This is a genomic window from Congregibacter sp., assembly GCF_965660375.1.
Classification (GTDB): Bacteria; Pseudomonadota; Gammaproteobacteria; order Pseudomonadales; family Halieaceae; genus Congregibacter.
This window is the reverse complement of the sequence record NZ_CBFHZO010000123.1, coordinates 1-22,226: the sequence shown is the minus strand read 5'-3', so window position 1 is coordinate 22,226 and position 22,226 is coordinate 1. Positions and strand designations below refer to the sequence as shown.

23 protein-coding genes and 1 other RNA gene are annotated in these 22,226 nt (G+C 59.4%); 14 read left to right on the top strand and 10 right to left on the bottom strand.

Features of this window, described 5'->3' with window-relative positions:
* On the top strand, positions 1 to 504 hold a 504-nt coding region (locus ACTG3T_RS13045), incomplete at its 5' end, for a sulfotransferase family protein (protein WP_439102717.1).
* Positions 505 to 539: 35 nt separating this feature from the next.
* Here ACTG3T_RS13045 and ACTG3T_RS13040 read toward each other — a convergent pair.
* Genes ACTG3T_RS13040 through serA form a run of 3 tightly spaced genes read right to left on the bottom strand, consistent with a single transcriptional unit; the run spans position 540 to position 4,353 of the window.
* Positions 540 to 1,712: an aspartyl/asparaginyl beta-hydroxylase domain-containing protein gene (locus tag ACTG3T_RS13040; RefSeq protein ID WP_439102716.1), complete on the bottom strand. Its 1,173-nt coding sequence runs from the start codon at positions 1,710 to 1,712 to the stop codon at positions 540 to 542.
* 2 nt (positions 1,713 to 1,714) lie between these two features.
* The gene (locus ACTG3T_RS13035) at positions 1,715 to 3,097 is read right to left on the bottom strand and encodes a hypothetical protein (RefSeq protein ID WP_439102715.1); all 1,383 of its coding nucleotides are present in this window, start codon (positions 3,095 to 3,097) and stop codon (positions 1,715 to 1,717) included.
* Between the two features lie 26 nt (positions 3,098 to 3,123).
* Positions 3,124 to 4,353, bottom strand: a complete 1,230-nt coding sequence (serA, locus tag ACTG3T_RS13030) for a phosphoglycerate dehydrogenase (RefSeq protein WP_439102714.1) — start codon at positions 4,351 to 4,353, stop codon at positions 3,124 to 3,126.
* Between the two features lie 168 nt (positions 4,354 to 4,521).
* Here serA and ACTG3T_RS13025 point away from each other — a divergent pair, with 168 nt between their 5' ends.
* On the top strand, positions 4,522 to 5,916 hold the full coding sequence (locus ACTG3T_RS13025) for an FAD-binding oxidoreductase (protein WP_439102713.1): 1,395 nt from the start codon (positions 4,522 to 4,524) through the stop codon (positions 5,914 to 5,916).
* Here the strand turns inward: ACTG3T_RS13025 and rpiA are convergent.
* Positions 5,885 to 6,577 (bottom strand): ribose-5-phosphate isomerase RpiA, encoded by a 693-nt coding sequence (rpiA, locus tag ACTG3T_RS13020; protein ID WP_439102712.1) that lies wholly within the window; start codon positions 6,575 to 6,577, stop codon positions 5,885 to 5,887. The two genes, ACTG3T_RS13025 and rpiA, sit on opposite strands and share 32 nt — an antisense overlap.
* A gap of 176 nt (positions 6,578 to 6,753) precedes the next feature.
* On the opposite strand from rpiA, the gene ilvA reads away from it, so the two are divergent.
* The gene (gene ilvA / locus ACTG3T_RS13015; RefSeq protein WP_439102711.1) at positions 6,754 to 8,289 is read left to right on the top strand and encodes a threonine ammonia-lyase, biosynthetic; all 1,536 of its coding nucleotides are present in this window, start codon (positions 6,754 to 6,756) and stop codon (positions 8,287 to 8,289) included.
* 198 nt (positions 8,290 to 8,487) lie between these two features.
* Entirely contained in the window at positions 8,488 to 8,634 is a 147-nt protein-coding gene (locus tag ACTG3T_RS13010) for a hypothetical protein (protein ID WP_439102710.1), read from the top strand.
* Positions 8,635 to 8,701: 67 nt separating this feature from the next.
* Here the strand turns inward: ACTG3T_RS13010 and ACTG3T_RS13005 are convergent, their stop codons facing one another.
* The 4 genes from ACTG3T_RS13005 to ACTG3T_RS12990 form a co-directional block, all read right to left on the bottom strand.
* The gene (locus tag ACTG3T_RS13005) at positions 8,702 to 9,274 is read right to left on the bottom strand and encodes a 5-formyltetrahydrofolate cyclo-ligase (RefSeq protein ID WP_439102709.1); all 573 of its coding nucleotides are present in this window, start codon (positions 9,272 to 9,274) and stop codon (positions 8,702 to 8,704) included.
* A gap of 37 nt (positions 9,275 to 9,311) precedes the next feature.
* A non-coding RNA gene (gene ssrS / locus ACTG3T_RS13000) (6S RNA) lies at positions 9,312 to 9,491 on the bottom strand.
* Positions 9,492 to 9,545: 54 nt separating this feature from the next.
* Positions 9,546 to 9,914 (bottom strand): cell division protein ZapA, encoded by a 369-nt coding sequence (locus tag ACTG3T_RS12995; RefSeq protein ID WP_439102708.1) that lies wholly within the window; start codon positions 9,912 to 9,914, stop codon positions 9,546 to 9,548.
* Entirely contained in the window at positions 9,911 to 10,120 is a 210-nt protein-coding gene (locus ACTG3T_RS12990) for a TIGR02449 family protein (RefSeq protein WP_008293487.1), read from the bottom strand. Before ACTG3T_RS12990 ends, ACTG3T_RS12995 begins: the two co-directional genes overlap by 4 nt.
* A gap of 92 nt (positions 10,121 to 10,212) precedes the next feature.
* On the opposite strand from ACTG3T_RS12990, the gene ACTG3T_RS12985 reads away from it, so the two are divergent.
* The 5 genes from ACTG3T_RS12985 (at position 10,213) to gcvH (ending at position 15,145) form a co-directional block, all read left to right on the top strand.
* Positions 10,213 to 10,818: a UPF0149 family protein gene (locus tag ACTG3T_RS12985; RefSeq protein ID WP_439102707.1), complete on the top strand. Its 606-nt coding sequence runs from the start codon at positions 10,213 to 10,215 to the stop codon at positions 10,816 to 10,818.
* An 11-nt stretch (positions 10,819 to 10,829) separates the two neighbouring features.
* Positions 10,830 to 12,188, top strand: coding sequence for a Xaa-Pro aminopeptidase (gene pepP / locus ACTG3T_RS12980; protein WP_439102706.1), 1,359 nt, complete (start codon positions 10,830 to 10,832; stop codon positions 12,186 to 12,188).
* A complete protein-coding gene (gene ubiH / locus ACTG3T_RS12975; RefSeq protein ID WP_439102705.1) occupies positions 12,176 to 13,423 on the top strand; it encodes a 2-octaprenyl-6-methoxyphenyl hydroxylase in 1,248 nt (415 codons plus the stop codon). Before pepP ends, ubiH begins: the two co-directional genes overlap by 13 nt.
* Complete coding sequence (locus ACTG3T_RS12970; protein WP_439102704.1) at positions 13,416 to 14,675, top strand: UbiH/UbiF/VisC/COQ6 family ubiquinone biosynthesis hydroxylase; 1,260 nt, start codon at positions 13,416 to 13,418, stop codon at positions 14,673 to 14,675. Before ubiH ends, ACTG3T_RS12970 begins: the two co-directional genes overlap by 8 nt.
* A gap of 74 nt (positions 14,676 to 14,749) precedes the next feature.
* Positions 14,750 to 15,145 carry a glycine cleavage system protein GcvH gene (gene gcvH / locus ACTG3T_RS12965; RefSeq protein ID WP_439102703.1) on the top strand — a complete coding sequence of 132 codons (396 nt, stop codon included), beginning with the start codon at positions 14,750 to 14,752 and terminating at the stop codon, positions 15,143 to 15,145.
* A 15-nt stretch (positions 15,146 to 15,160) separates the two neighbouring features.
* Here the strand turns inward: gcvH and ACTG3T_RS12960 are convergent, their stop codons facing one another.
* Entirely contained in the window at positions 15,161 to 15,817 is a 657-nt protein-coding gene (locus ACTG3T_RS12960) for an HAD family hydrolase (protein ID WP_439102702.1), read from the bottom strand.
* 188 nt (positions 15,818 to 16,005) lie between these two features.
* Between ACTG3T_RS12960 and ACTG3T_RS12955 the strand changes: the two genes are divergently transcribed.
* Entirely contained in the window at positions 16,006 to 16,509 is a 504-nt protein-coding gene (locus ACTG3T_RS12955; RefSeq protein ID WP_439102701.1) for an RNA pyrophosphohydrolase, read from the top strand.
* 2 nt (positions 16,510 to 16,511) lie between these two features.
* Positions 16,512 to 18,782 carry a phosphoenolpyruvate--protein phosphotransferase gene (ptsP, locus tag ACTG3T_RS12950; protein ID WP_439102700.1) on the top strand — a complete coding sequence of 757 codons (2,271 nt, stop codon included), beginning with the start codon at positions 16,512 to 16,514 and terminating at the stop codon, positions 18,780 to 18,782.
* Here ptsP and ACTG3T_RS12945 read toward each other — a convergent pair.
* Positions 18,779 to 19,567 (bottom strand): NRDE family protein, encoded by a 789-nt coding sequence (locus ACTG3T_RS12945; RefSeq protein WP_439102699.1) that lies wholly within the window; start codon positions 19,565 to 19,567, stop codon positions 18,779 to 18,781. The genes ptsP and ACTG3T_RS12945 overlap by 4 nt on opposite strands.
* Positions 19,568 to 19,769: 202 nt before the next feature.
* On the opposite strand from ACTG3T_RS12945, the gene lgt reads away from it, so the two are divergent.
* Genes lgt through ACTG3T_RS12930 form a run of 3 tightly spaced genes read left to right on the top strand, consistent with a single transcriptional unit; the run spans position 19,770 to position 21,929 of the window.
* Entirely contained in the window at positions 19,770 to 20,573 is an 804-nt protein-coding gene (lgt, locus tag ACTG3T_RS12940; protein WP_439102698.1) for a prolipoprotein diacylglyceryl transferase, read from the top strand.
* A 10-nt stretch (positions 20,574 to 20,583) separates the two neighbouring features.
* The gene (locus tag ACTG3T_RS12935; RefSeq protein ID WP_439102697.1) at positions 20,584 to 21,417 is read left to right on the top strand and encodes a thymidylate synthase; all 834 of its coding nucleotides are present in this window, start codon (positions 20,584 to 20,586) and stop codon (positions 21,415 to 21,417) included.
* Positions 21,414 to 21,929, top strand: a complete 516-nt coding sequence (locus ACTG3T_RS12930; protein ID WP_439102696.1) for a dihydrofolate reductase — start codon at positions 21,414 to 21,416, stop codon at positions 21,927 to 21,929. Before ACTG3T_RS12935 ends, ACTG3T_RS12930 begins: the two co-directional genes overlap by 4 nt.
* Positions 21,930 to 22,226: the final 297 nt, after the last annotated feature.

Below are 22,226 nucleotides of genomic sequence, written 5' to 3'. Positions count from 1 at the left end.
CGGGACCGGCTTGGCGACGGCCCGCGTTTTGTCGACTGCACTTCCCATAATTTTCTTTATTGCGGACACATTCTTACGGCTCTTCCCGGCGCGCGCATAATTCATGTGCATCGTGACCCCCTGGATACCTGTTACTCGATTTTCAAGACGCTGATCTTTGGTGCGCACAGCTACTCCTATGGTCTTGAAGAGTTGGCAAACTACTACCTCAGCTACCGTGCCCAGATGCAGCATTGGCATGGGCTGTTTCCGAATCAAATTCTCGATGTGAGCTACGAGGCTCTTGTATCTGACTCCGAGGCAGAGGCACGACGCATGCTCAGCTTTTGTGATTTGGATTACGAGGTGGGTTTGTTGGATCCCGATGTGGAGACGCTCAATCCGATGCTAAGCGTATCCAAAGCACTGCCGCCCTTGCACACAGAATCTATTGGCGTGGCGGCGCGGGCAGGGCAAGGTTTTGACGCGCTAAAGGAGCGTTTAAGTAAAGAGGGAATCCTGTAGGAGCCTGGTGCTTCGCATAAAGAGAGACTGACTTGTTACCCCGCACCCGCCAGCCAGTCCCGATGGGTACCCAGCAGCGCAGATACCATGCGGCGCTCAGCGGCGCTCAGCAGGGGATTCCAGATATCAAAGATCATGATCACACGCGTTTCATCGGCGTCGTTCCAGGCTTCGTGCTCAATGGTGTCGTCAAAGGCCCAGGCTTCACCGATGCGCCATTCCCGTGTTTCATTACCCACACGAAAACCCGCAGGCCCGGGTAACACCAATGGGAGGTGCACCAGCAACCGGGTATTGGTAGAACCGGTGTGGGGCGGTATCTTCGTGCGCGGTGCAAGCGCTGAGAACAGCGCCGTCGGCGCAAAGTCCGGTTGATCGGCCAGGGGGAGCTGTTCGAGCACTGCGGTGGTTTCGGGGCACCGGGCCATGGCTTCCTTTTGAGGCTGACCATCCTTCCACAGCCACAGTGAACTCCAGTTGTCCGAGTGGTTCAGCGGTTTGAACTGGTTCTCCGGTGTACCCGGAGCGTATTGCACATAGGGTTTGAATCCGGGCATGCCCTCTTCCATGAGTGATTTGAGTTCGCCCTGAATCGTTTCCGTGGCGGCCTCCAGGGTCTCAAACCAGGGAAAATAACTGCGATCAAAAAACGGTATCGCGGGGAGGCGGGGGTAATGCACCTGCACGGGCTCCGCGTTGTAAACTCGCTTTACGCCGGCTACCACATCCATGCATTCTTCAAAGCGCGCCAGGGACTCGCTCCCCTGTTCACGCATCAGCGGACCCAGCGTGTCACGAAAATGCGCGGCCATTGCCGCAGCCTGTTCGTCCACCACTTCCTGAGCGCGGGCCAGGGGTGGCCGCAGGGAGTCATGGAGTTCTGCGTCACCGGGGGCTATCCGCAATACGTCCTTGTAGACCTGGGCGGCGCTTCTCAAATCACCCATCTGTTCAAGGATGGCCCCCTTGGACAGCATGGGCATAAAGGCATAGGGGTCGATAGCCAGCGCGGCGTTCAGTGCTTCGATGGCGAAAGACAGCTGCCCCAGATTGCGATGGGCAATGGCGACATTCATATGAAAGTCGACGTGACCGCCCAGTTGCGTCGCCAGGCTTTGCAGATAAGCCAGCGCCCCACGCGCGTCGCCCTGGCGCAGCAGGGTCTGTGATTCAACGATGACTTGTTTCAGGTCAGCACTCGCCGCCATGGTTAGTACCTTATTTTATAGGTTCGGTGCATATTCTCCGCCGTTACGACTTTGCCATCTTCAAGCCTGGGTCTGAAGCGTATGCTGCGCAGGTATTTATAGGCGCGGTTCTTGGCGGACTTGGCTTCTTCACCGATTGCATCTGTAGAGATGTCGATATTTACAGCTTCGCCATGCCGTGAAACAGAGAAGTCAATAACCACCTCCGCCAGTGTTGTGGTACCTACCGGCACAGCGCCGGGATTAAAGACCGTTTCTTCCGGCAGTTCCAGAGGTTCTCCAAAGGCTCTCTTGAACCAGTTTTCGCTGTCGGGCTGCCCCGCCATAATAGCCCAGGCTTCTTTGTAGATGCGTATCGCCGGCGCGTACCTGCGATGCCACTGGTACCAATCGGCAATGGCGAGATGCGCATCGGCCCGATCCTCGGCGCTGCTATTCGGTTTTGCTGCGATGACCTTTTCCTTGCGTTGCAGCGACTCCAGACCGTAGCGGAAGTTGTTCTCCTGTAACCGCCAGAAGCGCAGTTGTGCTTCGCTGGCGACATCAAAGCCTGCCAGGGGCGCCGCGGAGGCTCGGAAGCCCGTCTCTCGCTCTCCGGGATACACGGATACTAAATAGGAAAGGGCGATTTTACCGTCCAGATAGTTGAGGAGCTCCGGGCTGGTTTCGCCCTGGTCTGCAACGATCTCGTCGATGGCCTCGTCGTAGAGGTCGTTGATACCCACGAGTCTTGGGAACCGCTGGTAGTCAATGTCGCCCAGGTACACGCCGCGCATCCAGTCCGCGTAGCGCAGCGTGGCCTCACGCAGTTCGTCGTTGCCCGCATGCTGCTTTCTAAAGCGTTTTACCCTGTAGAGGTACGCCTGCTGGTCATCTGCCGCTGCGTAGTTTCCATCGCGTACATGGATGGCAATAATCTGCTCTAGCATGGCGATCTGGGTCGGGGTGTAGAGCCCGCCGTTAACGCGCGCAAGATGAACACCCCGACTGAAGGCTTTCAGCGCTTCTCGCTCGCGGCCCTCTGCAAGGTAGGCGGCACCGAGGTTTTCCAGCGTAGGGGCCAGCGCAGGGGACATGGGCCCGTCGTCCAGTTCCTGCTGCTCGAGGATTTCCATAAGGTCTTTTGAGGACGCCGGCGGGTCCAGGGGCTCGGCAATGAGAAACTTTGCCGCGGCACGGGGATCATCTTCGCGGAACATGCTTGCGCCATAATAGGTGGGCGCAGGATATTGGGGATTTAAGGAGGAGCAGCACTGGGTGCCATCACCGTCGACAAATTGTGCGACAGACAGTGGTGCAAACAGTGGTGCAAAAACACCTGAGGCCGCTGCAGTGAAACCCAGCGTGAACGTGGCGAAACAGCGTTTGAAAGAGCCGACGCTCAATGCAAAAACACTATTCCAGCCCTTGTTTAAAACAGTACCCGACACCGTAATGTAGTTTCCAGCGCCGTCAGTTTTTCGAGGGCGACTTCCGAATATTCAGCATCAATGTCGATAACCACATAACCCACGTGCTCATTGGTCTGCAGGTATTGTGCGGCAATATTGACGCCAATGTCTGAAAAAATGTTGTTAATTGCACCCATAACGCCCGGAACGTTCCGGTGAATATGGAGTAAGCGGTGGCTGTCTTCATGCTCCGGCAACGCCACCTCTGGCATATTAACCGAACTTGTGGTCGTGCCGTTGTCAGAATAGCGGGACAGTTTCTCGGCAACTTCACCGCCGATATTAGCCTGCGCTTCCATGGTGCTGCCGCCCACGTGGGGGGTGAGAAAGGCATTGTCGTAGTCCCGGAGGGGCGACAGAAATTCATCGTCATTGGACCGGGGCTCCACGGGGAATACGTCTATCGCCGTGCCACTGATGTGCCCGCTCTCCAGCGCTGCGGCAAGAGCATCAATATCCACCACGGTGCCGCGGGAGGCGTTGATGAGGATGCTGCCCGCCGGCATAAGGGCCAGTTCCCGCTCGCCGATCATGTTTGCTGTGGCGCTTGTCTCGGGAACATGGAGGCTCACCACGTCGGAGTTGGCCAGCAATGAGTCCAGGCTCAGCACCTGCTGCGCGTTACCCAGGGGGAGGCGATTAATCACATCGTGAAACTGCACCTGCATACCCAGGCCCTCGGCAATGACGCCCAGCTGCATGCCGATGTTGCCGTAACCAATAATGCCCAGACGTTTGCCGCGTATTTCGTAAGAGTTCGCTGCGGACTTCTGCCACTCGCCTCGATGCGCTGCCGCATTTTTGGCCGGTAAGCCCCGCAACAGCAAAATCGCTTCGGCAATCACCAGCTCGGCGACGCTGCGCGTGTTCGAGAACGGCGCGTTAAAGACCACTATGCCCCGGCGCGTCGCAGCGTCGAGATCCACCTGATTGGTGCCAATACAAAAACAGCCGATGGCGATGAGCTTCGGCGCCGCGTTCAATATCTCCTCGCTGAGCTGGGTGCGGGAGCGGATACCCACAAAATGCGCCTTGGCGATCGCGGCCTTCAGCTCCTCAGCAGGGAGGGACTTACTGTGGTGTTCGATGTTGAAGTAACCCGCACGGTTGAGGGTCTCAATGGCCGAGGGGTGCACACCCTCCAACAACAGAATGCGGATTTTGTTTTTCTCGAGGGATTGCTGTGCCATGTTTGGATAACTCTGTTCGGAGAACTCTGCGGGGTGTTTTAAGGCGATAAAAGCCGTGCCGGAGCGACGCGGCGGCGCATGGTAGCATACGCCAACCCGGCATTTTGGGTTCGCAAACCCTTTAGAATTGCCCCGAATATTGACCTCAAGAGAGTCTCCGGAGAACCCGTGCTAAGCCCAACCCAACTCGAGTCACTGGCAGCGCTGGTGGGTCCAAAAGCCCTGCGTACCGATGAAGAGTCCCGCCAGAATTACGGGCGGGACTGGACGCGCGTTTATCAGCCCAATCCCGCCGCGGTGGTGCTGCCATCGTCCTTAGAGGAAGTACAGGCTATTGTGCGCTGGGCCCGTGATGAGCAGGTGGCGTTGGTCCCCTCCGGAGGCCGCAGCGGCCTGTCGGCGGGGGCGGTGGCAGCCAAGGGCGAACTGGTGATTGCCCTGGATCGCATGAATGCTATCTCGGACTTCGATGCCACGGATCGCACCGTGCGCTGTGAGGCGGGCGTGGTGACCGCGCAGCTCCAGGAATTCGCCGAGGCGCAGGGTCTTTTTTATCCCGTGGATTTTGCGTCCAGCGGCTCCAGCCAGATTGGCGGAAATATCGCCACCAATGCCGGGGGCATCAAGGTGATTCGCTATGGCATGACCCGGGACTGGGTCGCCGGAGTCAAAGTTGTTACCGGCACCGGCGAGCTGTTGGATCTGAATCGTGGTCTCATTAAAAACAATGCCGGTTACGATTTGCGCCATCTCATGATTGGCTCCGAGGGCACCCTCGGTATCATTGTCGAGGCGACCATGCGTCTGGAAGCGCAACCAGCGGAGCGCGCGGTAATGGTTCTGGGCACACCGGATATGTCATCCATCATGGAGGTCCTTAGAGCGTTCCGCGACCGGGTACGTCTCGAGGCCTTCGAGTTTTTCTCTGAAGAAGCCCTCGCAAAAGTGATCGAGCATCAGGGGTTGTCGCGGCCCTTTGCCACCGCTACGCAGTACTACGCGCTGCTGGAGTTTGAAAAGCCGGACGATGCCGCCGAGGGCGCCGCCATGGAATGCTTTGAGCACTGTGTTGAGGCCGGGTGGGTAGAGGATGGCGTGATGAGTCAGAGCCTTGCCCAGGCCACAACCCTGTGGCGCTTACGGGAGGATATCTCGGAAACGATCTCTCGCTGGAGTCCCTACAAAAACGATATCTCCACGACAGTTTCTCGCGTACCGTCACTACTTTCAGAGGTTGAGGAGATAGTTGGCGCTAACTATCCTGATTTTGAGATCATCTGGTTTGGCCACATCGGCGACGGTAATGTGCACCTGAATATTCTCAAGCCCGACGCAATGGACATGGAAGAATTCCAGGCTCGCTGTGGCGCTGTCAGCCAGGGTGTATTTGAATCGGTGGCCCGTCACGGGGGTAGTATTTCGGCGGAGCACGGCGTGGGATTGTTGAAAAAACCTTACCTCGGTTTCAGTCGCGGCGAGGCGGAGATCAGCCTGATGGCGCAGCTCAAGCGCGTCTTTGATCCGGCGGGGATTATGAATCCGGGGAAGATTCTGGACGCTTGATATCCCGCACGCCCTCCGCGGTTCCCAGCAGCAGGCGGTCCGCGGGTCGCAGGGCAAAAAGACCGTTGCAGACAACGCCTACGATGCCGTTGATTCTGGCCTCCATAGCCAGAGGTTGGGCGATAGAGAAATTGTAGACATCCAGGATCACGTTGCCGTTGTCCGTGAGCACGCCCTCGCGGAGTATCGGGTCTCCACCCAGTTTTACGATCTCCCGGGCAACATGACTGCGGGCCATGGGAATAACCTCCACCGGCAGGGGGAACGCCCCAAGGACCGGCACCCATTTGCTCTCGTCGGCAATACAGATGAACTCTGCGGCCACCGCCGCGACAATTTTTTCCCGGGTAAGGGCCGCACCGCCCCCTTTAATCAGCTGCAGGGCTTCGTTGCACTCGTCGGCACCATCCACATAGACCGATATCCGGTCGACGGCGTTCAGGTCATAGACGGGGATATTATGCGATTTGAGGCGCTCGGCGCTGGCTTCTGAGCTGGCAACCGCTCCATCAAAGAGATGGGAGACGTCTCCAAGGAGGTCGATAAACATGTTTGCCGTGGAGCCTGTGCCGATGCCCAGAATAGTGTCGGACTCCAGTCCGGGTTGAACAATATCCAGAGCAGCCCGGGCAACGCTGAGCTTGAGATGGTCCTGGTCCATGGGCTTCTCCGGGATTATTGAAGTGAGTACGGGTGTCAGTGTACCTGCGGGGGATGATCGCCGGGAGGCCCGGCCGCAGAATCTTTCCCGCACTGGGTGTAAGACTTCCCAAAACGTCGGCTGCAACTGGGCTGCCGCTGCATTACTATGCGCGTTTTATTATTGGCTGAGTCCCTATGCCTGAGTCCTACATCAAGCGGATCCTCGACGCGCGCGTTTATGACGTGGCGCGGGAGACGCCTGTGGATCAGGCACTGCTCCTTTCCAAGCGCTTTAATAACAGTGTGTGGTTGAAGCGCGAGGATCTGCAGCCGGTCTACTCCTTCAAGCTTCGTGGTGCTTACAACAAGATGCACCGCCTGAGCCCGGCGCAGCGGGAGCGGGGCGTCATAGCAGCGTCCGCAGGGAATCACGCCCAGGGTTTGGCGATGGCTGCCCAGCGTATGGGCGTGTCTGCAACTATCGTCATGCCCCGAACCACGCCGAGCATCAAGGTGGATGCCGTCCGCAGTCGCGGCGCCCACGTGGTGTTGCACGGGGACAATTTCGACGAGGCCTCCAGCCATGCGAAAAAGCTGATGGAAGAAAAAGGTCTTACCTATGTGCACCCCTTTGACGATCCGGATGTCATCGCCGGTCAGGGCACCGTGGGCATGGAGATTGTGCGCCAGCATCAGGAGCCTCTGGATGCGGTGTTTGTCCCGGTGGGCGGCGGTGGTCTTCTTGCAGGTATGGCCGCCTATATCCGCTACGTCTGGCCCAAGACAAAGATTATCGGTGTCGAGCCTGAGGATGCGGCCTGTCTGAAAGCCGCCCTGGAGCGTGGTCGACGGGTGACTTTGCCCGAGGTGGGACTGTTTGCCGATGGCTGCGCTGTGGCTCAGGTAGGCAAGGAAACCTTTCGGGTTATTCGTGACACCGTCGATGAGGTGATCACCGCGAGCACCGATGAGATGTGCGCGGCGATCAAGGACATCTTTGAAGACACCCGCGGTATCGCTGAGCCCGCCGGCGCTTTGGCGCTGGCGGGTCTCAAAAAGTACGTGGAGCGCGAGGGCGTGGAGGGACAGCAGTTGCTGGCGGTGCTCAGTGGCGCCAACACCAACTTTGACCGCCTGCGTTATATTTCGGAGCGCACGGAAATTGGGGAAAAGCGCGAGGCGGTCATTAGCGTGACCATTCCGGAAAAGCCCGGTGCCTTCCGAAAGTTCTGCAGCAGCATCGGCCGTCGGAACATCACGGAGTTTAATTATCGCTACAGCAGCGCCAAGGATGCCCGGGTGTTCGTGGGTTTGACCGTGGAGCCCGGCGGCGATGATCTCAATGTGCTTATTACTCAACTGGCCGGGGAAGGCTACGAGTGTGAAGACCTCACTGATAACGAAATGGCAAAGCTGCACATCCGCTATATGGTGGGAGGGCTCGCGCCGAAAGATGTGGGTGGCGAACGGGTGTACCGCGTGGAATTTCCCGAGCGGCCCGGGGCTTTGTTGAAGTTTCTCTCGGGTCTGGGGCAGCGCTGGAACATCTCTCTTTTCCACTATCGCAACCACGGTGCTGCCTACGGAAGAATCCTCGTGGGTATGCAGGTGGGCCCGAAAGAACGCGCCGACGCGCGCGCCTGCCTGGACGCTATTGGCTATCGTTACTGGGATGAAACAGACAACGCGGCCTACCGTTTGTACCTCGGTGCCCCCGATAGCGGCCACTAATTTCCCAACGCCTGTCTTTAATTCCCCAGCGCCCATCTTTGCAAACGTCTTGCTCTGTCAAGTATTCCATGACATATTCGTGACTTAGTAACAAAAAAGTCACACAAAATTCCTGTCTGCGCCCTACGCGATTTACGTGACGCAATGTGAAGCGACGCGAAAAGCAACAGGAATACACTTGAGAAAACGGAAACTATCGTGAAACAGCGACCTGATATGTTGTTAGTCCTCACCGCCGTCTTTGGGCTGGGTGTGGTGATCACCTTGATGCTGCCTGTATCCGCGAACTCCTCGGTGGCAGTACCGCCGTCACCGCTGCAAGCAGGTGTGGTTCTGGAGCGCTAGCCAGGGCTAACTTGATTCAGGCCTGCCTAAGCAAATCCTGAGGACGCCCTGAGCAACTAAACCCTGTCTAATTAAAGCGCCTGATACTACTCTCTGTCACCACGGCGTCCAGAGCCTGATCCCAGTTTTCCTTTAATTGCTGTAAGGCATCATCGCGCTGGCAGTCATAGGCGAGCCCTACGCGTTTCGCTCCCGCCGCCCGCTCACTCTCGAAAAACCGATCGTAATAGCCGCCACCCATGCCCAGTCGAAATCCCTCGGTGGTCCAGCCGACCGTGGGGATCAGTACCAGTTGAAGAAGCTCCGTTGCAACGGGCTCCCCCGAAGGTTCACCGATGCCGAAGCGATTTGGCCGGAGCGGATCTCCGGCCTGCCATTCACAAAACTCCATGGTCTTCGCTGAGATTACTGGAAGATAAAGGCGCTTGCCCGCCGACCGTGCGGTTCTGGCAATAATTGTGGTATCTAATTCGCCATCGTTGGCGAGATAGAGAGCAATGTTCTCTGCCCTCCAAAGGGTGCTGTTGCTCAGGATGTCGGCAACGCGCTCGCCGGCCTGTTGTGCGTAGGACTGGGAAACAGCGCGGCGTTTTTCGCGGAGGCGAGAACGGCAGGCTTGTCGCGAATCTTGAGAGCGCATAGCTGGCTTCAACGCCCGCATAAAAGCTGGCATAAAATCGGTACCCGGAGCACCGCTGACGGTACGGCCCTTGAACCCGATAGGTTCAAGGTGGTGGCTTCCGTGACGTATCAGGCTTCCCGGTCATGCCGGACTTGCACACCAACATCATCGGTCACCCCCGGTTAATACTTTATCGGCTCGAGGACTGAATGTCTGGCAAATGCACCAGGGACCGGGGACAAGTATAGCGTATCTGACGAGCGCTTCACGCAGCGCCCGAGGTATCTGATCAGCCTATTTCGAGCTGACGGAGTTGATGAAGCGCTTCATCGAGCTTGGCGTTGAGGCCCGACAGGCTTGCTGTGTCCGTCGCATCAAGTGCTTTCGCGTCAGTGTCGCCTTTATTGTCGCTGTTGGTACCGCTATCTGTGTTATCGGAGGCAACGCCATTGCGGGCCTGAAGCAACTCATGGCTGATATTCAGTGCCGCCATCACCGCGATGCGTTCCAGACCGATAACCTTACCGGTGGCCCGGATGGCGCGCATTTGCTCATCCAGGTGTCGTGCAGACAAAAGCAGATCGGCCTGCTGATTTTTAGGGCAGGCGACCTGGTACTCTTTTTCGAGGATGGTGACAGAAAAAGTGCTGGCGCTCATGATGCCGCCTCCATGCTGCGCAGACGTTGCAGGGTGGCTTCTACGCGGGCGCGGGCCAGGTCGTTCTTCGCAATGAGATCCCTGCGCTCCTGCTGAAAATTCAGGTTCTCCTGCTTGAGAGCCTGATTTTCGAGATTGAGCTGGGCGCACAGACCGATGAGTTGATCGATCTTGTCTTCCAGAGTTTTCAGAACATCATCAGACATGCAGACATGACTTGCGCGACGCCGAGGGTTGTCGGCACTATAGGGTTCGTATTCAGGCAGGTCAACGGCGCAAACGCGCATGGGAAATCACATTGTCTATTTTTGATCCGCATCCGACCGACTCCATTGCGGGATTTTTTGATGAGCTCGCAAATTCTCTGCTGGAGCAGGGCGAAATGCTGTCTCCGGCAGAATTGCACGGCTGTCTTTGTGGTCTTCTTGGTGGGGGCCTGCGCGGTGGCGAAGAGGCGCTGCTTGCAGAGCTCGAGCAGGCCCTGGATCTTTCGCTGCACGGCTCCCTGGCCGATGCAGTGGGGACGCTGCGCAACCTTGCCGTTGAGAGTATCAATGAAGGCTCCTTCGACTTTCAGCCGCTTCTCCCTGAGGACGAGCTGGAGCTCTCTCAGCGCATTGAAGCCATGGCCCAGTGGTGTCGCGGCTTTCTTAGTGGCTATGCCCAGGCCCGGGTAAAGTCCGAAGGCCAGGGCGAGGCTGTGCTTCCCGACAGCGCCGAAGCCCTGCGGGATTTTGCCGCAATTTCTCAAGCTGCCATCGATGATGACGAGGACGAAGACAGCAACGCGGCGGAAGAAGCCTATTACGAGCTGTACGAGTACCTGCGGGTGGCGGCGATGAATGTCATGCTGGACGCCGGCGTCGGCGGGGATGCGCCCGCTTCCCTGGCTCATGACGGTTAACTGACCAAGGAATGACGGAAGCCCAGTCGCTATCGGACCCAGAGCTTTCGGAACGCGTCGCCAACGTCCCGAGGAGTGACTTCCGCCGGCGACGCCATCACCTGCTGGGTATGCTTGAGTACAACAGCATTGCCATTGTCACAGCGGCTTCTGTGGCGACCCGCAGTCGCGATACGGAGTTTCCCTTCCGCCAGGACAGCGATTTTCATTACCTCACCGGATTTCCGGAGCCCGATGCCGTCGCCGTCTTTCTTCCGGGGCGCGAGCATGGGGAGTTTGTGCTTTTCTGCCATGAAAAAGACCCCGTGGAAGAGCTCTGGCACGGGGAGCGCGTGGGTGAGGAGGCAGCCTGCGAACGGTTTGATGCCGATGACGCCTTCCCCCTTTCGGATATTGACGACATTCTGCCCGGTTTAATTGAGGGCCGCGATCGCGTCTACTATTCCATGGGGCGCAGTCGCGAATTCGATACCCGGGTGATGGCCTGGGTCAACAGTATTCGAAGCAAGGTGGCCGCAGGTGCTGCTCCCCCGGGGGAGTTCACGGATCTCGATCATCTTTTGCACGAGCAGAGGCTTTACAAGTCTGCGGCGGAAATCCGCCAGCTTCGCCAGGCTGCCGCGATCACGGCGCTGGCTCACCGCCGCGCCATGCGTCAATGCCGGGCGGGGATGCATGAATTTGAGCTCGAGGCAGAGCTGCTCCATGAGTTTGCCCGCCACGGAGCCCGGCATGCCGCCTATCCCAGTATCGTCGCGGGCGGTGCCAATGCCTGCACCATGCACTACATCAGTAACCAGCAAAAGCTCCGGCGCGGCGATCTGGTGCTCATCGATGCAGGTTGCGAATATCGCGGCTACGCGGCGGACGTTACCCGTACTTTTCCCGTGAGCGGTCGCTTTAGCAAGCGGCAGCGGGCTCTCTATGAACTGACCCGCGCCGCCCAGGAGGCCGCCTTTGAGGCCCTGGCTCCCGGCCGAGACTGGAACGCTGCACATTCTGCTACTGTCGATGTCATTACCTGCGGGCTTGTGGAGCTGGGATTGCTCCGTGGCAACGTGAGCCGGCTGATCGAGGAGGGGGCCTACCAGGATTTTTACATGCACCGCGTGGGGCATTGGCTGGGCCTGGATGTACACGACGTGGGAGATTACCGCCCCGGCGGCGAGTGGCGACAGCTGGAGCCGGGGATGGCGCTGACGGTGGAGCCGGGCATCTATGTCTCTCCCGACAATCAGGATGTTCCCGCCCCCTGGCGAGGCATTGGGATTAGAATCGAGGATGACGTGGTGATTACCGAAGAGGGTTACGAGCTGCTCAGCAAAGGCCTGCCCCGTAGCTGTGACGAGATAGAGGAATGGATGGCTTGAGCGTCGACGGAAACCATATTGTCATTGCCGGTGGTGGCATGGTGGGTCTGAGCCTGGCGCTGCTGCTCCACGAGGAACTCCCCGGTGAGCCGATCATCACCGTTGTTGAGGGCCGCGCATTGCCGGCGCCCGGCGGGGCTCCATCGGATTACCACCCGTCCTTTGACGCCCGCTCGACGGCCCTCAGCTACAGCACGGCGACGCTCTACCGGGAGCTGGGTCTCTGGACACCGCTGCTGCCGGGCCTCGCCCCCATCAATCAGATTCACGTCTCCCGTCGCGGCCGCTTTGGCAGCAGCCTGCTGTCCAGCGAGGAGCAGGGATGGGATGCCCTGGGGTGGGTGGTAGAAAACCCCTGCCTCGGGCGTACGCTGCTCGCCGCGGCCCACGAATGTCCACGGATTACCTTGCGTTGCCCTGACCGGGTGACCGATGCGACGCCCGCGGGGCCGGGAGTCCGGGTGCAGCTTACGGACGAAGAGCTGGACGCAGACTTACTGGTCATTGCCGACGGCGCCGACTCCAGCTTACGGAGCAAGCTGGGGTTTTTAACCCAGCGTAAAAGCTACGGGCAAAGCGCGCTTATCGCCAATCTGGCCTTTGAAAAAGACCACGGTGGCTGTGCCTATGAGCGTTTTACCGCCACCGGACCGCTTGCGCTGCTGCCCCTCCCGCCTTCGGACCAGGCTGCTCATCGTATGGCGTTGGTCTGGACTCTGGAGCCCGCCGAAGCCGCGGCTATGGAAATAGCCGACGACAACGCCTTTTCCCGGGCTCTGATCGATGCCTTTGGCTATCGTCTGGGCCGGGTGGAGCGCGTGGGTGATCGTCACAGCTATCCCCTGGCATTGACCGAGGCCGTGGAGCAGGTTCGCCGTGGCTGCGTGGTGCTGGGCAATGCGGCGCATGCCCTGCACCCGGTGGCCGGCCAGGGTTTTAACCTGGCTCTTCGCGATGCGGCGGCTCTGAGCCAGACCCTGGTAAAGGCTGTGCCCGAGGGTACGGCCGTCGGTGATACCCATTTACTGGCTGGCTATTCCCGGGATCGGCAGCGGGATCAGGCCCAGACCATCGCCGCGAGTGATGGGCTGCCCAGGCTGTTCATGGTCAATGATCCGCTGTTATCGCTGGGTCGTGATCTGGCGCTGTCGGGTATGGATATGTTTCCGCTGCTTCGTTACGAATTTGTGCAGCAGGCGGCCGGTATGGCGGCGCTGGAGGAGCGTCATGGTTGATACCCAGGAAGACCTTGTCGACATCGACATCAACACTGACATCGCCATCGTCGGTGCTGGTATAGCGGGCCTCGCCGCCGCCGCGGCGCTGGCAGGTGCCGGTCGCTCGGTAGCGATACTGGAGGCCCGGGAGCTGCCCAAGCCCGCAGCCCCCGGCGGCACCGCACCCGCGGACTATGATGCGCGGGTGAGTGCGCTCACACCCCGTTCCATCGAGTTTTTACAGGAGCTCGGCGCCTGGCCGGCCATCGAAGCTGCTCGCAGCTGTCCTTACCGTCACATGACCGTTTGGGACGCTGAGGGCACCGGACGTATCGAGTTCGATGCCCGGGAGGTATCCGCCAATTCTCTTGGGAGCATCGTCGAAAATCGCGTCATCACCGCAGCGCTCGCGCAGCGGGTACAGGGCCTGGGCGGTCTGCGCGTATTGGCCCCCGCCCGCCTTGCTACCATCGAGCACAGTCAGTCTCTGGACACCGGTGACGAAGCCCGGCAAACCCTGTTGGTGCTTGAGGACGGTAGGCGCTTACGCTGCGGCTTGCTCATTGCGGCGGATGGTGCGCTCTCCCCCACGCGCCAACTGCTGGGCATGCGCACCCGGGAATGGGAATACGGGCATCGGGCCATTGTTACCACCGTGGCCTTTGAGCAGGGCCATGAGGACACGGCCTGGCAACGGTTCTTACAGTCCGGGCCCCTGGCATTGCTACCGCTGGATAGTCCCGATGATCGACTCTGTTCCATCGTCTGGTCCATCGAGGAGCATCTGGCCGACGACCTGCTCGCCCTGGATGATGCGGCTTTTGCGGACGCCCTGGGCAACGCCAGTGAATATGTGTTGGGTCAGGTCACGGCCTGTGCGCCGCGAAAGGCCTTCCCTTTGCGTCAGCGGCACGCGGTGGACTATGTGCTCCCCGGCGTCGCCCTGGTAGGTGATGCTGCGCATACCATTCATCCCCTTGCGGGACAGGGAATCAACCTGGGTCTTGCGGATGTGCAGGTACTGGCAGAAGAATTAAACGCCGCCATGGGCCGGGGTCTGCATCCTGGACGGGTAGATGTGCTCTCGCGCTATCAGCGGCGCCGTAAAGGGGACAATCTGGCGATGATGGCAGCCATGGACGGTTTCAAGCGCCTCTTTGAGCAGGACGCACCGCCCCTGCGCTGGCTGCGGAACACGGGAATGCATGCCCTCGCCGGCATGCCGCGGGTGAAGCGCCGGATCATTCGTCAGGCCATGGGCGTCGGCTGAAGTTTCCAATGGAGCGGCGTTGAGTTTTCCCGGACCGCGGCTAGAATACGCTTTTTCTTTTCAGGGGTAGGTCAATGAGTCAGGTTCTTCCAGAGTTGCGGTTTGCCCGCAGTCACGAGTGGGCACGGGTGGAAGATGACGGCACCGTGACCGTGGGTATTAGCGATCACGCCCAGGAAGCCCTCGGCGACGTGGTCTTTGTAGAGCTGCCCGAAGAGGGCGCCGAGCTTGCCGCCGGTGACGAGGCGGGCGTGGTGGAATCCGTAAAAGCAGCGTCTGATATCTACGCGCCCATTACGGGTACGGTGGTTGCGGTTAACAGCGCACTGGAAGACGCGCCGGAAACCGTCAACAGCGACGCCTATCACGATGGCTGGTTTTTTCGCGTGCAGCCCCAGGACCTCGAAGAAGTACAGACCCTGCTCATGGATGCCGAGGCCTACCAGGCCCATTGCGCTGACGAAGACTAGCGCGGAGGCGGGGCGCTAATCGCGGAGACTGATCTGCGGCCAGTCGCGCTCTGCGGCAATGGCCGCAAGACTGGGGTCCGGATCCACAACGACGGGGTTCTCGATCACTTCCAGCAAGGGAAGATCATTGTGGGAGTCACTGTAGAACCAGGCGCCCTCCAGCGTTTCGTCTTCCTGAATCAACCATTCCTTGAGACGCTTCACCTTGCCGTCCCGGTAGGTCAGCGTGCCCGTGGGTCTGCCGGTGAGCAGACCATCCTCAATCTCTACGGCACAGCCCAGTAACTCATCGATGCCCAGTTCCCTGGCGATGGGAGTTGTGACGAACTCATTGGTCGCCGTGATAATCAGCAGGCGATCGCCGCGGTGACGGTGCTTTTCAATAAGCGCCGTGGCGGCGGGGAGCATAATGGGGCTGATACATTCCCCGATAAACTTTGCCTGCAGTTTTTTAAGAGTGTCGAGGCTGCGCCCGGCCAGTGGCGCCAGGGCGAAGGCCAGGTAGGCGTCAATGTCGAGTTCGCCGCGCTGGTAGTCCGCATAGAATTTTTCGTTGCCTGCCCTGAAGCTCTGTGCATCCACCAAACCCTCGGTGCACAGAAACTCCCCCCAGAGATGGTCGCTGTCGCCGGCGATGAGCGTGTTATCGAGGTCAAAAATTGCGAGGGTCATGGCCGGTCCTGCTGTGGTTTGGAATGCCGCTGGTATGCCGCCGAAGGTGCGTCTGAAAATGCGCGCCCAGAGGGGCGATCAAAGGCCCCGGAGGCAAGGGTAGCCGACCACGCAAAAGCGTAGCAATTCTCAGTTGCACATATTTGTGGAACAATCGGCGATTCCTTGTCACTCCGGACAGAGTACTCATGATCGATGCGCAGGGCTTTCGGCCCAATGTCGGTATCGTCATCACCAATGATGACGGGCGGCTTCTATGGGCGCGTCGAGTGGGTGGTCGCGACGCCTGGCAGTTTCCCCAGGGGGGGGTCAATGATGGTGAAAACCCGGAGGAAGCGCTGTATCGCGAACTGGAAGAGGAGGTGGGACTGGGCCCCGAACATGTGGAACTGCTCGGCAGCACCCGGGGCTGGCTGCGTTACCGACTCCCCAAACAGTATCAGCGCAAGGGGCAGCAACCCCTGTGCATCGGTCAAAAGCAGAAGTGGTACCTGCTGCGCATGCTGGCCCCCGATGACGCCGTGAGTCTGTCGCACAATGCTAAACCGGAATTCGATCACTGGCAGTGGGTCTCCTACTGGTATCCCCTGAACCAGGTGGTTTATTTCAAGCGCGAGGTGTACCGCCGGGCGTTGAAGGAACTCGCTGTGCCGTTGCTGAGTCGCCTGGCACCCGGCAGGCAGGATCGCTGAGCATGCTTGAAGTCCTGCGCAATATTGTCCTTGAGGTCAACGCGGCCGAGTCCCTTGATGAAGTGCTGGGCATCATTGTTTCCCGGGTCCGCATGGCCATGGGCACGGAGGTCTGCAGCGTTTACATCCGCGGCCGCAACGAAACCCGCTACGTGTTTCGGGCCACCGAAGGGCTCAATGCCTCGCAGGTAGGACATCTGTCTCTGGCGCCCGGCGAGGGCCTCGTGGGCCTGGTTGCCGAGCGGGGGGAACCGGTCAACCTCGAAGATGCCGAGCTGCATCCAAACTTTCAGTTACTGCCAAGCATTGGCGAAGAATCCTTTCACGCCTTCCTGGGGGTGCCCATCATTCACCAGCGGGACGTGCTCGGTGTATTGGTGGTACAGCAGGCGCGCCGCCGCCGCTTTGACGAAGCGGAAGAGGCTTTTCTGGTCACCATGTCCGCGCAGCTCTCCGGGGCCATTGCCCACGCCCGGGTCACGGGTGAAGTGCCCGATGAGAGTAGTCCCGAGCGTGACAGCACCTACGCGCGTATCAGCGGTGTGCCCGGCGCACCGGGCATCGCCATTGGCACCGCCGTTGTGATGTCTCCGGTGGCGGACCTCTACGCAGTGCCCCGCCAGTCCAGTGATGATCGCCGCAGAGAGCTTCGTGCTTTCAAGCAGGCTCTTTCCCAGGTGCGCATCGATATTGAGTCCGTGGCGGAAAATCTCCGGGACAAGCTCAGCCCGGAAGATCTCGCGCTCTTTGATGTGTACATGGGTATTCTTGATGATTCGCGCATCGGCGGCGAAGTGGCGTCGCTCATCAAATCTGGCGTGTGGGCTCAGGGTGCTCTGGCCCAGGTGATGATCGAGCACATCCGACACTTTGAAGCCATGGAGCACAGCTATCTCCGGGAGCGCGCCGTGGACGTGAAGGACCTCGGTGAGCGGGTATTGGGCTATCTGCAGGCCGATCAACGGGATAATCACGAGTTTCCCGCAAAAACTATTCTGGTGAGTGAGGAGCTCACGGCCTCCATGCTGGGAGAGATTCCCCGGGACCGCCTTGTGGGCCTGATCTCCGTGCGCGGCTCAAGCAACTCTCATGTTGCGATCCTTGCCCGCGCCATGGGTATTCCCACGGTGATGGGCGCTGTGGATTTACCCTACAAACGTCTTCGGGATATGTCCGTCGTTGTGGATGGTTATAACGGCAATGTTCACCTCAATCCCACGGCGGCGGGTATCCGGCGCTTTCAGGTGATTGCAGACCAGGATGCGGAGCTCAACAAGGGGCTCGAGAGCCTCAGCGATTTACCCTGCGTTACCTTGGATGACCACCGTCTCACTCTGTGGGTGAACACCGGACTCATGGCCGATGTTGCGCGGTCTCTGGAGCGCGGTGCGGAGGGCGTGGGTCTCTACCGGACGGAGGTGCCTTTTCTCATGCGTGAGCGCTTCCCCTCGGAGGAGGAGCAGCGACAGATTTACCGGGAGCAGCTGGAGGCTTTTGCCCCCCGGCCGGTAACCATGCGCACCCTGGATGTGGGCGGGGATAAAGCACTGCCGTACTTCCCCATCGACGAGGAAAACCCCTTCCTTGGCTGGCGGGGTATACGCGTCACCCTCGATCACCCGGAAATACTCCTGGCCCAGGTGCGTGCCATGCTCAAGGCCAATGAGGGCCTGGGCAACCTGCGCATCATGCTCCCCATGATCAGCAATATCCCCGAGCTCGAGGAGGCCCTGGGCCTTATTCACCGCAGTCACCGGGAGCTTGAAGAGGAAGGTCTGAGCGTTCCCATGCCGCCCATCGGGGTGATGGTAGAGGTGCCCTCTGCGATCTACCAGGCCCGGGCGCTGGCGCGTCGGGTCGATTTTCTGTCCGTAGGGAGTAACGATTTGACCCAGTACCTGCTGGCGGTGGACCGCAACAACGCGCGGGTGTCAGACCTCTACCACGCCTTCCATCCGGCACTTTTGGAGGCTCTCATACAGGTCGCCGAGGGCGCGCGGGCCGAAGGTAAGCAGGTGAGTATCTGTGGCGAGCTGGCGGGTAACCCCATGGCGGCGGTGCTCCTGCTGGCCATGGGTTACGACGTGCTGTCCATGAACGTCACCAGTTTGCCCCGGGTGAAACATGCCTTGCGTTCCATTACCGCCAGTGACGCCCGGGCGCTCCTTGCGGAAGTGCGTCAGATGGATAGCGGGCAGGCAGTGGAGGCGCGTCTCAGTACGTTTTTCCATGAGCGCGACCTGCAGCAGATGGTCCCAGCGCCCATCGATTAGGCCTTCGATCGGGTGTTGAGCGCAAAGACTTCCGTGCCCTGGAGCTCTCCCCGGCTGTCAAAGCGCTGCTCCTGAAACTCCAGTGCTCCGTCTGCGTGCTGCCGGAGTGTTGTGCAACAGCGGGTGCCGTAACGGGGCGTGACAATGAACTGCGCTGATAGTTGCCGAGCCATGGTGCCAAAGAGATTCTGTTTTTCCAGCGACTCGGGGTCGGCAAGACTTCGATCATTGAGACATGCTCTCAGTGCTTCGTGATCGGGGAGCTGCGTGTTTGTCATAGCATCCCTCAAACGATGACGCGCCCGCTGCACCTTTGGCCAGGGCACGTCCAGCGCTGCGTTGCTCAAGCCGTAGATGCCCGGTGCCAGCGCCTGAGGCTCCGAGCGCTCATCGCTGTTACCGTGGAGGTACCACAGGCCCTCCTGATCACCGACCAGAAGGTTGAAGCCCTGGTATTCACCTCTGCGCCTCGCGACGTCCGCGAGATAGTCACCGGGCCCTTGGGTGTCGGTGAGGAAATCTGTAGTGAGTTCTCCCCGGGAGCGCAGCGCTTGACCGTCTTCCGCCGCGGGGTCGCGGATATTGGTGATGGCCGCAAAACGGCCGCTGTGACTGACGCCCAGCCAGGTACCTCCCGCCTGGAGGTCTCTACCGGCCAGCACTTGCGGTGCATCGCTCCAGTAGGCGGCGGCCTTTGTCGGGCGCTCATAAAATTCGTCGCGGTTGGCCGCCAGAAGCAGCGACGCGGAGGGGTGCTGCCGCCAGGCAAAAACTATCAAACACATGGGACCGTTACTCGCATTGTTTGTACATCATCTGACGCTGCCCGATAATGCGGGTCTCGCGGCTTGCCGCCAAACCCAGGGTATGCCGCTGGCAGAGTCTGCAGGGCGCGTTTACAGTTTTTTGCAGCCCGATGCGACATAGTACCCTGTTGAAAAACCTTGTCAGAAAACCCTGCCCGAGTTCCCTTGAAGCGCCAAAACCATGCTGACTTACCCCGAAATTGATCCCGTCGCCGTTGCCCTGGGGCCTCTGCAGATTCATTGGTACGGCCTGACCTATCTCGCAGGACTGGCTTTCGCCTGGGGCCTGGCCGCGAGGCGCAGCCGTCGTCCGGACTCACCGGTGGCCCGGGAGCAGGTGGATGATCTGCTGTTTTATGCCGCTCTGGGCGTGGTCCTCGGGGGGCGTATGGGTTATGCGATTTTTTATGGGGGTGAGCGTCTCGCCCAGGATCCCAGCTGGTTGCTGCGGGTGTGGGAAGGAGGAATGTCCTTCCATGGAGGCATGCTCGGTGTGATCATTGCGACCTTCTGGTATGCCCGCCGGCAAAAAATTGCCTTCGGGCCTCTGCTGGATTTTGTGGCGCCTCTCGCGCCTGTGGGACTCGCCCTCGGGCGTATCGGTAATTTTATCGGTCAGGAGTTGTGGGGTCGGGCCGCCGATGTTCCCTGGGCGATGGTGTTTCCCCGGGATCCCCTGCAGATTGCCCGTCATCCGTCCCAGCTGTACCAGTTTGCCCTGGAGGGCCTGCTGCTCTTCGCGATTCTCTTCTGGTTCAGCAGCCGGCCGCGACCGACCTGGGCGGTATCCGGGGTGTTTGCCCTGGGATACGGCTTGCTGCGCTTCGCCGCGGAGTTTTTTCGTGAGCCCGATGCTCACCTGGGCATTCAGGCTTTCGGGTGGATGACCCGCGGGCAGATACTTTGTGTTCCGATGATACTGCTGGGACTTTACATGCTGTGGTTTGCCTACCGGCGAGCCGCCAAGCCAGCGTCAACACGATAGGGGAGCGTTCATGCGCCAGTACCACGACCTGCTGAAGGATATTCTTGAAAACGGTGTACGCAAGGAGGATCGGACGGGTACCGGCACCCTGTCCGTATTCGGGCGGCAGTTTCGCCACAATCTTGCCGACGGTTTTCCGCTGCTCACTACCAAGAAGGTCCATCTGCGGAGCATCATCAATGAGCTCATCTGGTTCCTCAATGGCGATACCAACGTCGCCTGGCTGCAGGAGCACGGTGTGAGTATCTGGAACGAATGGGCCACGGAGACCGGCGATCTGGGTCCTGTCTATGGCAAGCAGTGGCGTGCCTGGCCAACGCAGGATGGCGGCGAGGTCGATCAAATCGAATATGTCCTGGACTGTTTGCGCCATCGTCCGGACAGCCGGCGGATTTTGTTCCATGCCTGGAACGTTGAGTATCTCCCCGATGAATCTCTCAGTCCCCAGGAAAATGCCCGGGCCGGGCGCATGGCACTCCCTCCCTGTCACCTCCTGTATCAGTTTTACGTCGCCGAGGGAAAACTCTCCGCCCAGCTGTACATCCGTTCCAGCGACAGTTTCCTGGGGCTCCCCTTTAACATGGCGAGTCTTGCGGTACTGGTAATGATGCTGGCCCAGCAGACGAATCTCGAGCCGGGTGAAATTGTCGTGAGCACCGGTGACTCCCATTTGTATCTCAATCACATGGAGCAGGTGCAGGAGCAGCTGTCGCGGGAGCCCCGGCCCCTGCCGACGCTTTCCATCCTGCGCAAACCGGACAGCATCTACGACTACTGTTTCGAGGACTTTGAGCTGAAGGGCTACGACCCCCATCCGGCGATTCGGGCGCCGGTGGCGGTATGAGCGATCTCCCCATCGCCCTGATTGTGGCCGCTGCCGATAATGATGTGATTGGCCGCAACAACGCGCTCCCATGGGATCTGCCCGGAGATCTCGCCCACTTCAAGCGCACCACTATGGGCAAGCCAATCCTCATGGGACGCCTCACCTTTGAATCCATCGGCAGGCCGCTCCCCGGACGGACTAACATCGTTATCAGCCGGGATCCGGACTACCAGGCGGAGGGCGTGCGCAGCGTACAAAGCCTCGACGACGCCATCGAGCTTGCGGAAAGTATCGCGCTTATCGATGGCAGCGACGAGCTCATGGTCATCGGTGGCGCCCAGATCTATGCCCTGGCCCTGCCTCGGGCCAGTCATCTTTATCTCACCCGCGTGCACGCAGAGCCCACGGGCGACGCCTTTTTGCGGGGTGTTGACTGGAATGAGTGGGAGGAAGTCACGCGGCAGGAAAACACAGGGGAAGGCGAGACGCCGGCCCACACGTTTCTTGAATACACGAGGCGTAGGCCATGACTGTTGGTAAATTCTCGGGAAAGCGTTACCTGCGGCGAAAAAGGTGTTACCTAAATACACAGAATGGCGGTTACCCAAAAATGGCAACATCAGTTGTTTGAAATCAGCGATTTTATCTGCTTATATCTCCCGCCCGGTCTACGACTAATTCGGTTGGTCCAAGTCCGACATTTGGTCTCAACTGCAATCAAAAAGAACAGTTCACATTTCTCTCGACACAGGAAGCACAATTCCCATGACTAGCTATCGACTGAAGAATGTGCTGCTTGTCGCCGTAGCCTCACTGTCCGCCCTGGT

Bases quoted from the DNA above. Each gene is read 5' to 3' on its own strand.
- ACTG3T_RS13040 (WP_439102716.1), bottom strand. From the start codon at position 1,712: ATGGCGGCGAGTGCTGACCTGAAACAAGTCATCGTTGAATCACAGACC.
- serA (WP_439102714.1), bottom strand. From the start codon at position 4,353: ATGGCACAGCAATCCCTCGAGAAAAACAAAATCCGCATTCTGTTGTTG.
- rpiA (WP_439102712.1), bottom strand. From the start codon at position 6,577: ATGGACCAGGACCATCTCAAGCTCAGCGTTGCCCGGGCTGCTCTGGAT.
- ilvA (WP_439102711.1), top strand. From the start codon at position 6,754: ATGCCTGAGTCCTACATCAAGCGGATCCTCGACGCGCGCGTTTATGAC.
- ACTG3T_RS13005 (WP_439102709.1), bottom strand. From the start codon at position 9,274: ATGCGCTCTCAAGATTCGCGACAAGCCTGCCGTTCTCGCCTCCGCGAA.
- ACTG3T_RS12995 (WP_439102708.1), bottom strand. From the start codon at position 9,914: ATGAGCGCCAGCACTTTTTCTGTCACCATCCTCGAAAAAGAGTACCAG.
- ACTG3T_RS12990 (WP_008293487.1), bottom strand. From the start codon at position 10,120: ATGTCTGATGATGTTCTGAAAACTCTGGAAGACAAGATCGATCAACTC.
- pepP (WP_439102706.1), top strand. From the start codon at position 10,830: ATGACGGAAGCCCAGTCGCTATCGGACCCAGAGCTTTCGGAACGCGTC.
- ubiH (WP_439102705.1), top strand. From the start codon at position 12,176: ATGGATGGCTTGAGCGTCGACGGAAACCATATTGTCATTGCCGGTGGT.
- ACTG3T_RS12970 (WP_439102704.1), top strand. From the start codon at position 13,416: ATGGTTGATACCCAGGAAGACCTTGTCGACATCGACATCAACACTGAC.
- gcvH (WP_439102703.1), top strand. From the start codon at position 14,750: ATGAGTCAGGTTCTTCCAGAGTTGCGGTTTGCCCGCAGTCACGAGTGG.
- ACTG3T_RS12960 (WP_439102702.1), bottom strand. From the start codon at position 15,817: ATGACCCTCGCAATTTTTGACCTCGATAACACGCTCATCGCCGGCGAC.
- ACTG3T_RS12955 (WP_439102701.1), top strand. From the start codon at position 16,006: ATGATCGATGCGCAGGGCTTTCGGCCCAATGTCGGTATCGTCATCACC.
- ptsP (WP_439102700.1), top strand. From the start codon at position 16,512: ATGCTTGAAGTCCTGCGCAATATTGTCCTTGAGGTCAACGCGGCCGAG.
- ACTG3T_RS12945 (WP_439102699.1), bottom strand. From the start codon at position 19,567: ATGTGTTTGATAGTTTTTGCCTGGCGGCAGCACCCCTCCGCGTCGCTG.
- lgt (WP_439102698.1), top strand. From the start codon at position 19,770: ATGCTGACTTACCCCGAAATTGATCCCGTCGCCGTTGCCCTGGGGCCT.
- ACTG3T_RS12935 (WP_439102697.1), top strand. From the start codon at position 20,584: ATGCGCCAGTACCACGACCTGCTGAAGGATATTCTTGAAAACGGTGTA.
- ACTG3T_RS12930 (WP_439102696.1), top strand. From the start codon at position 21,414: ATGAGCGATCTCCCCATCGCCCTGATTGTGGCCGCTGCCGATAATGAT.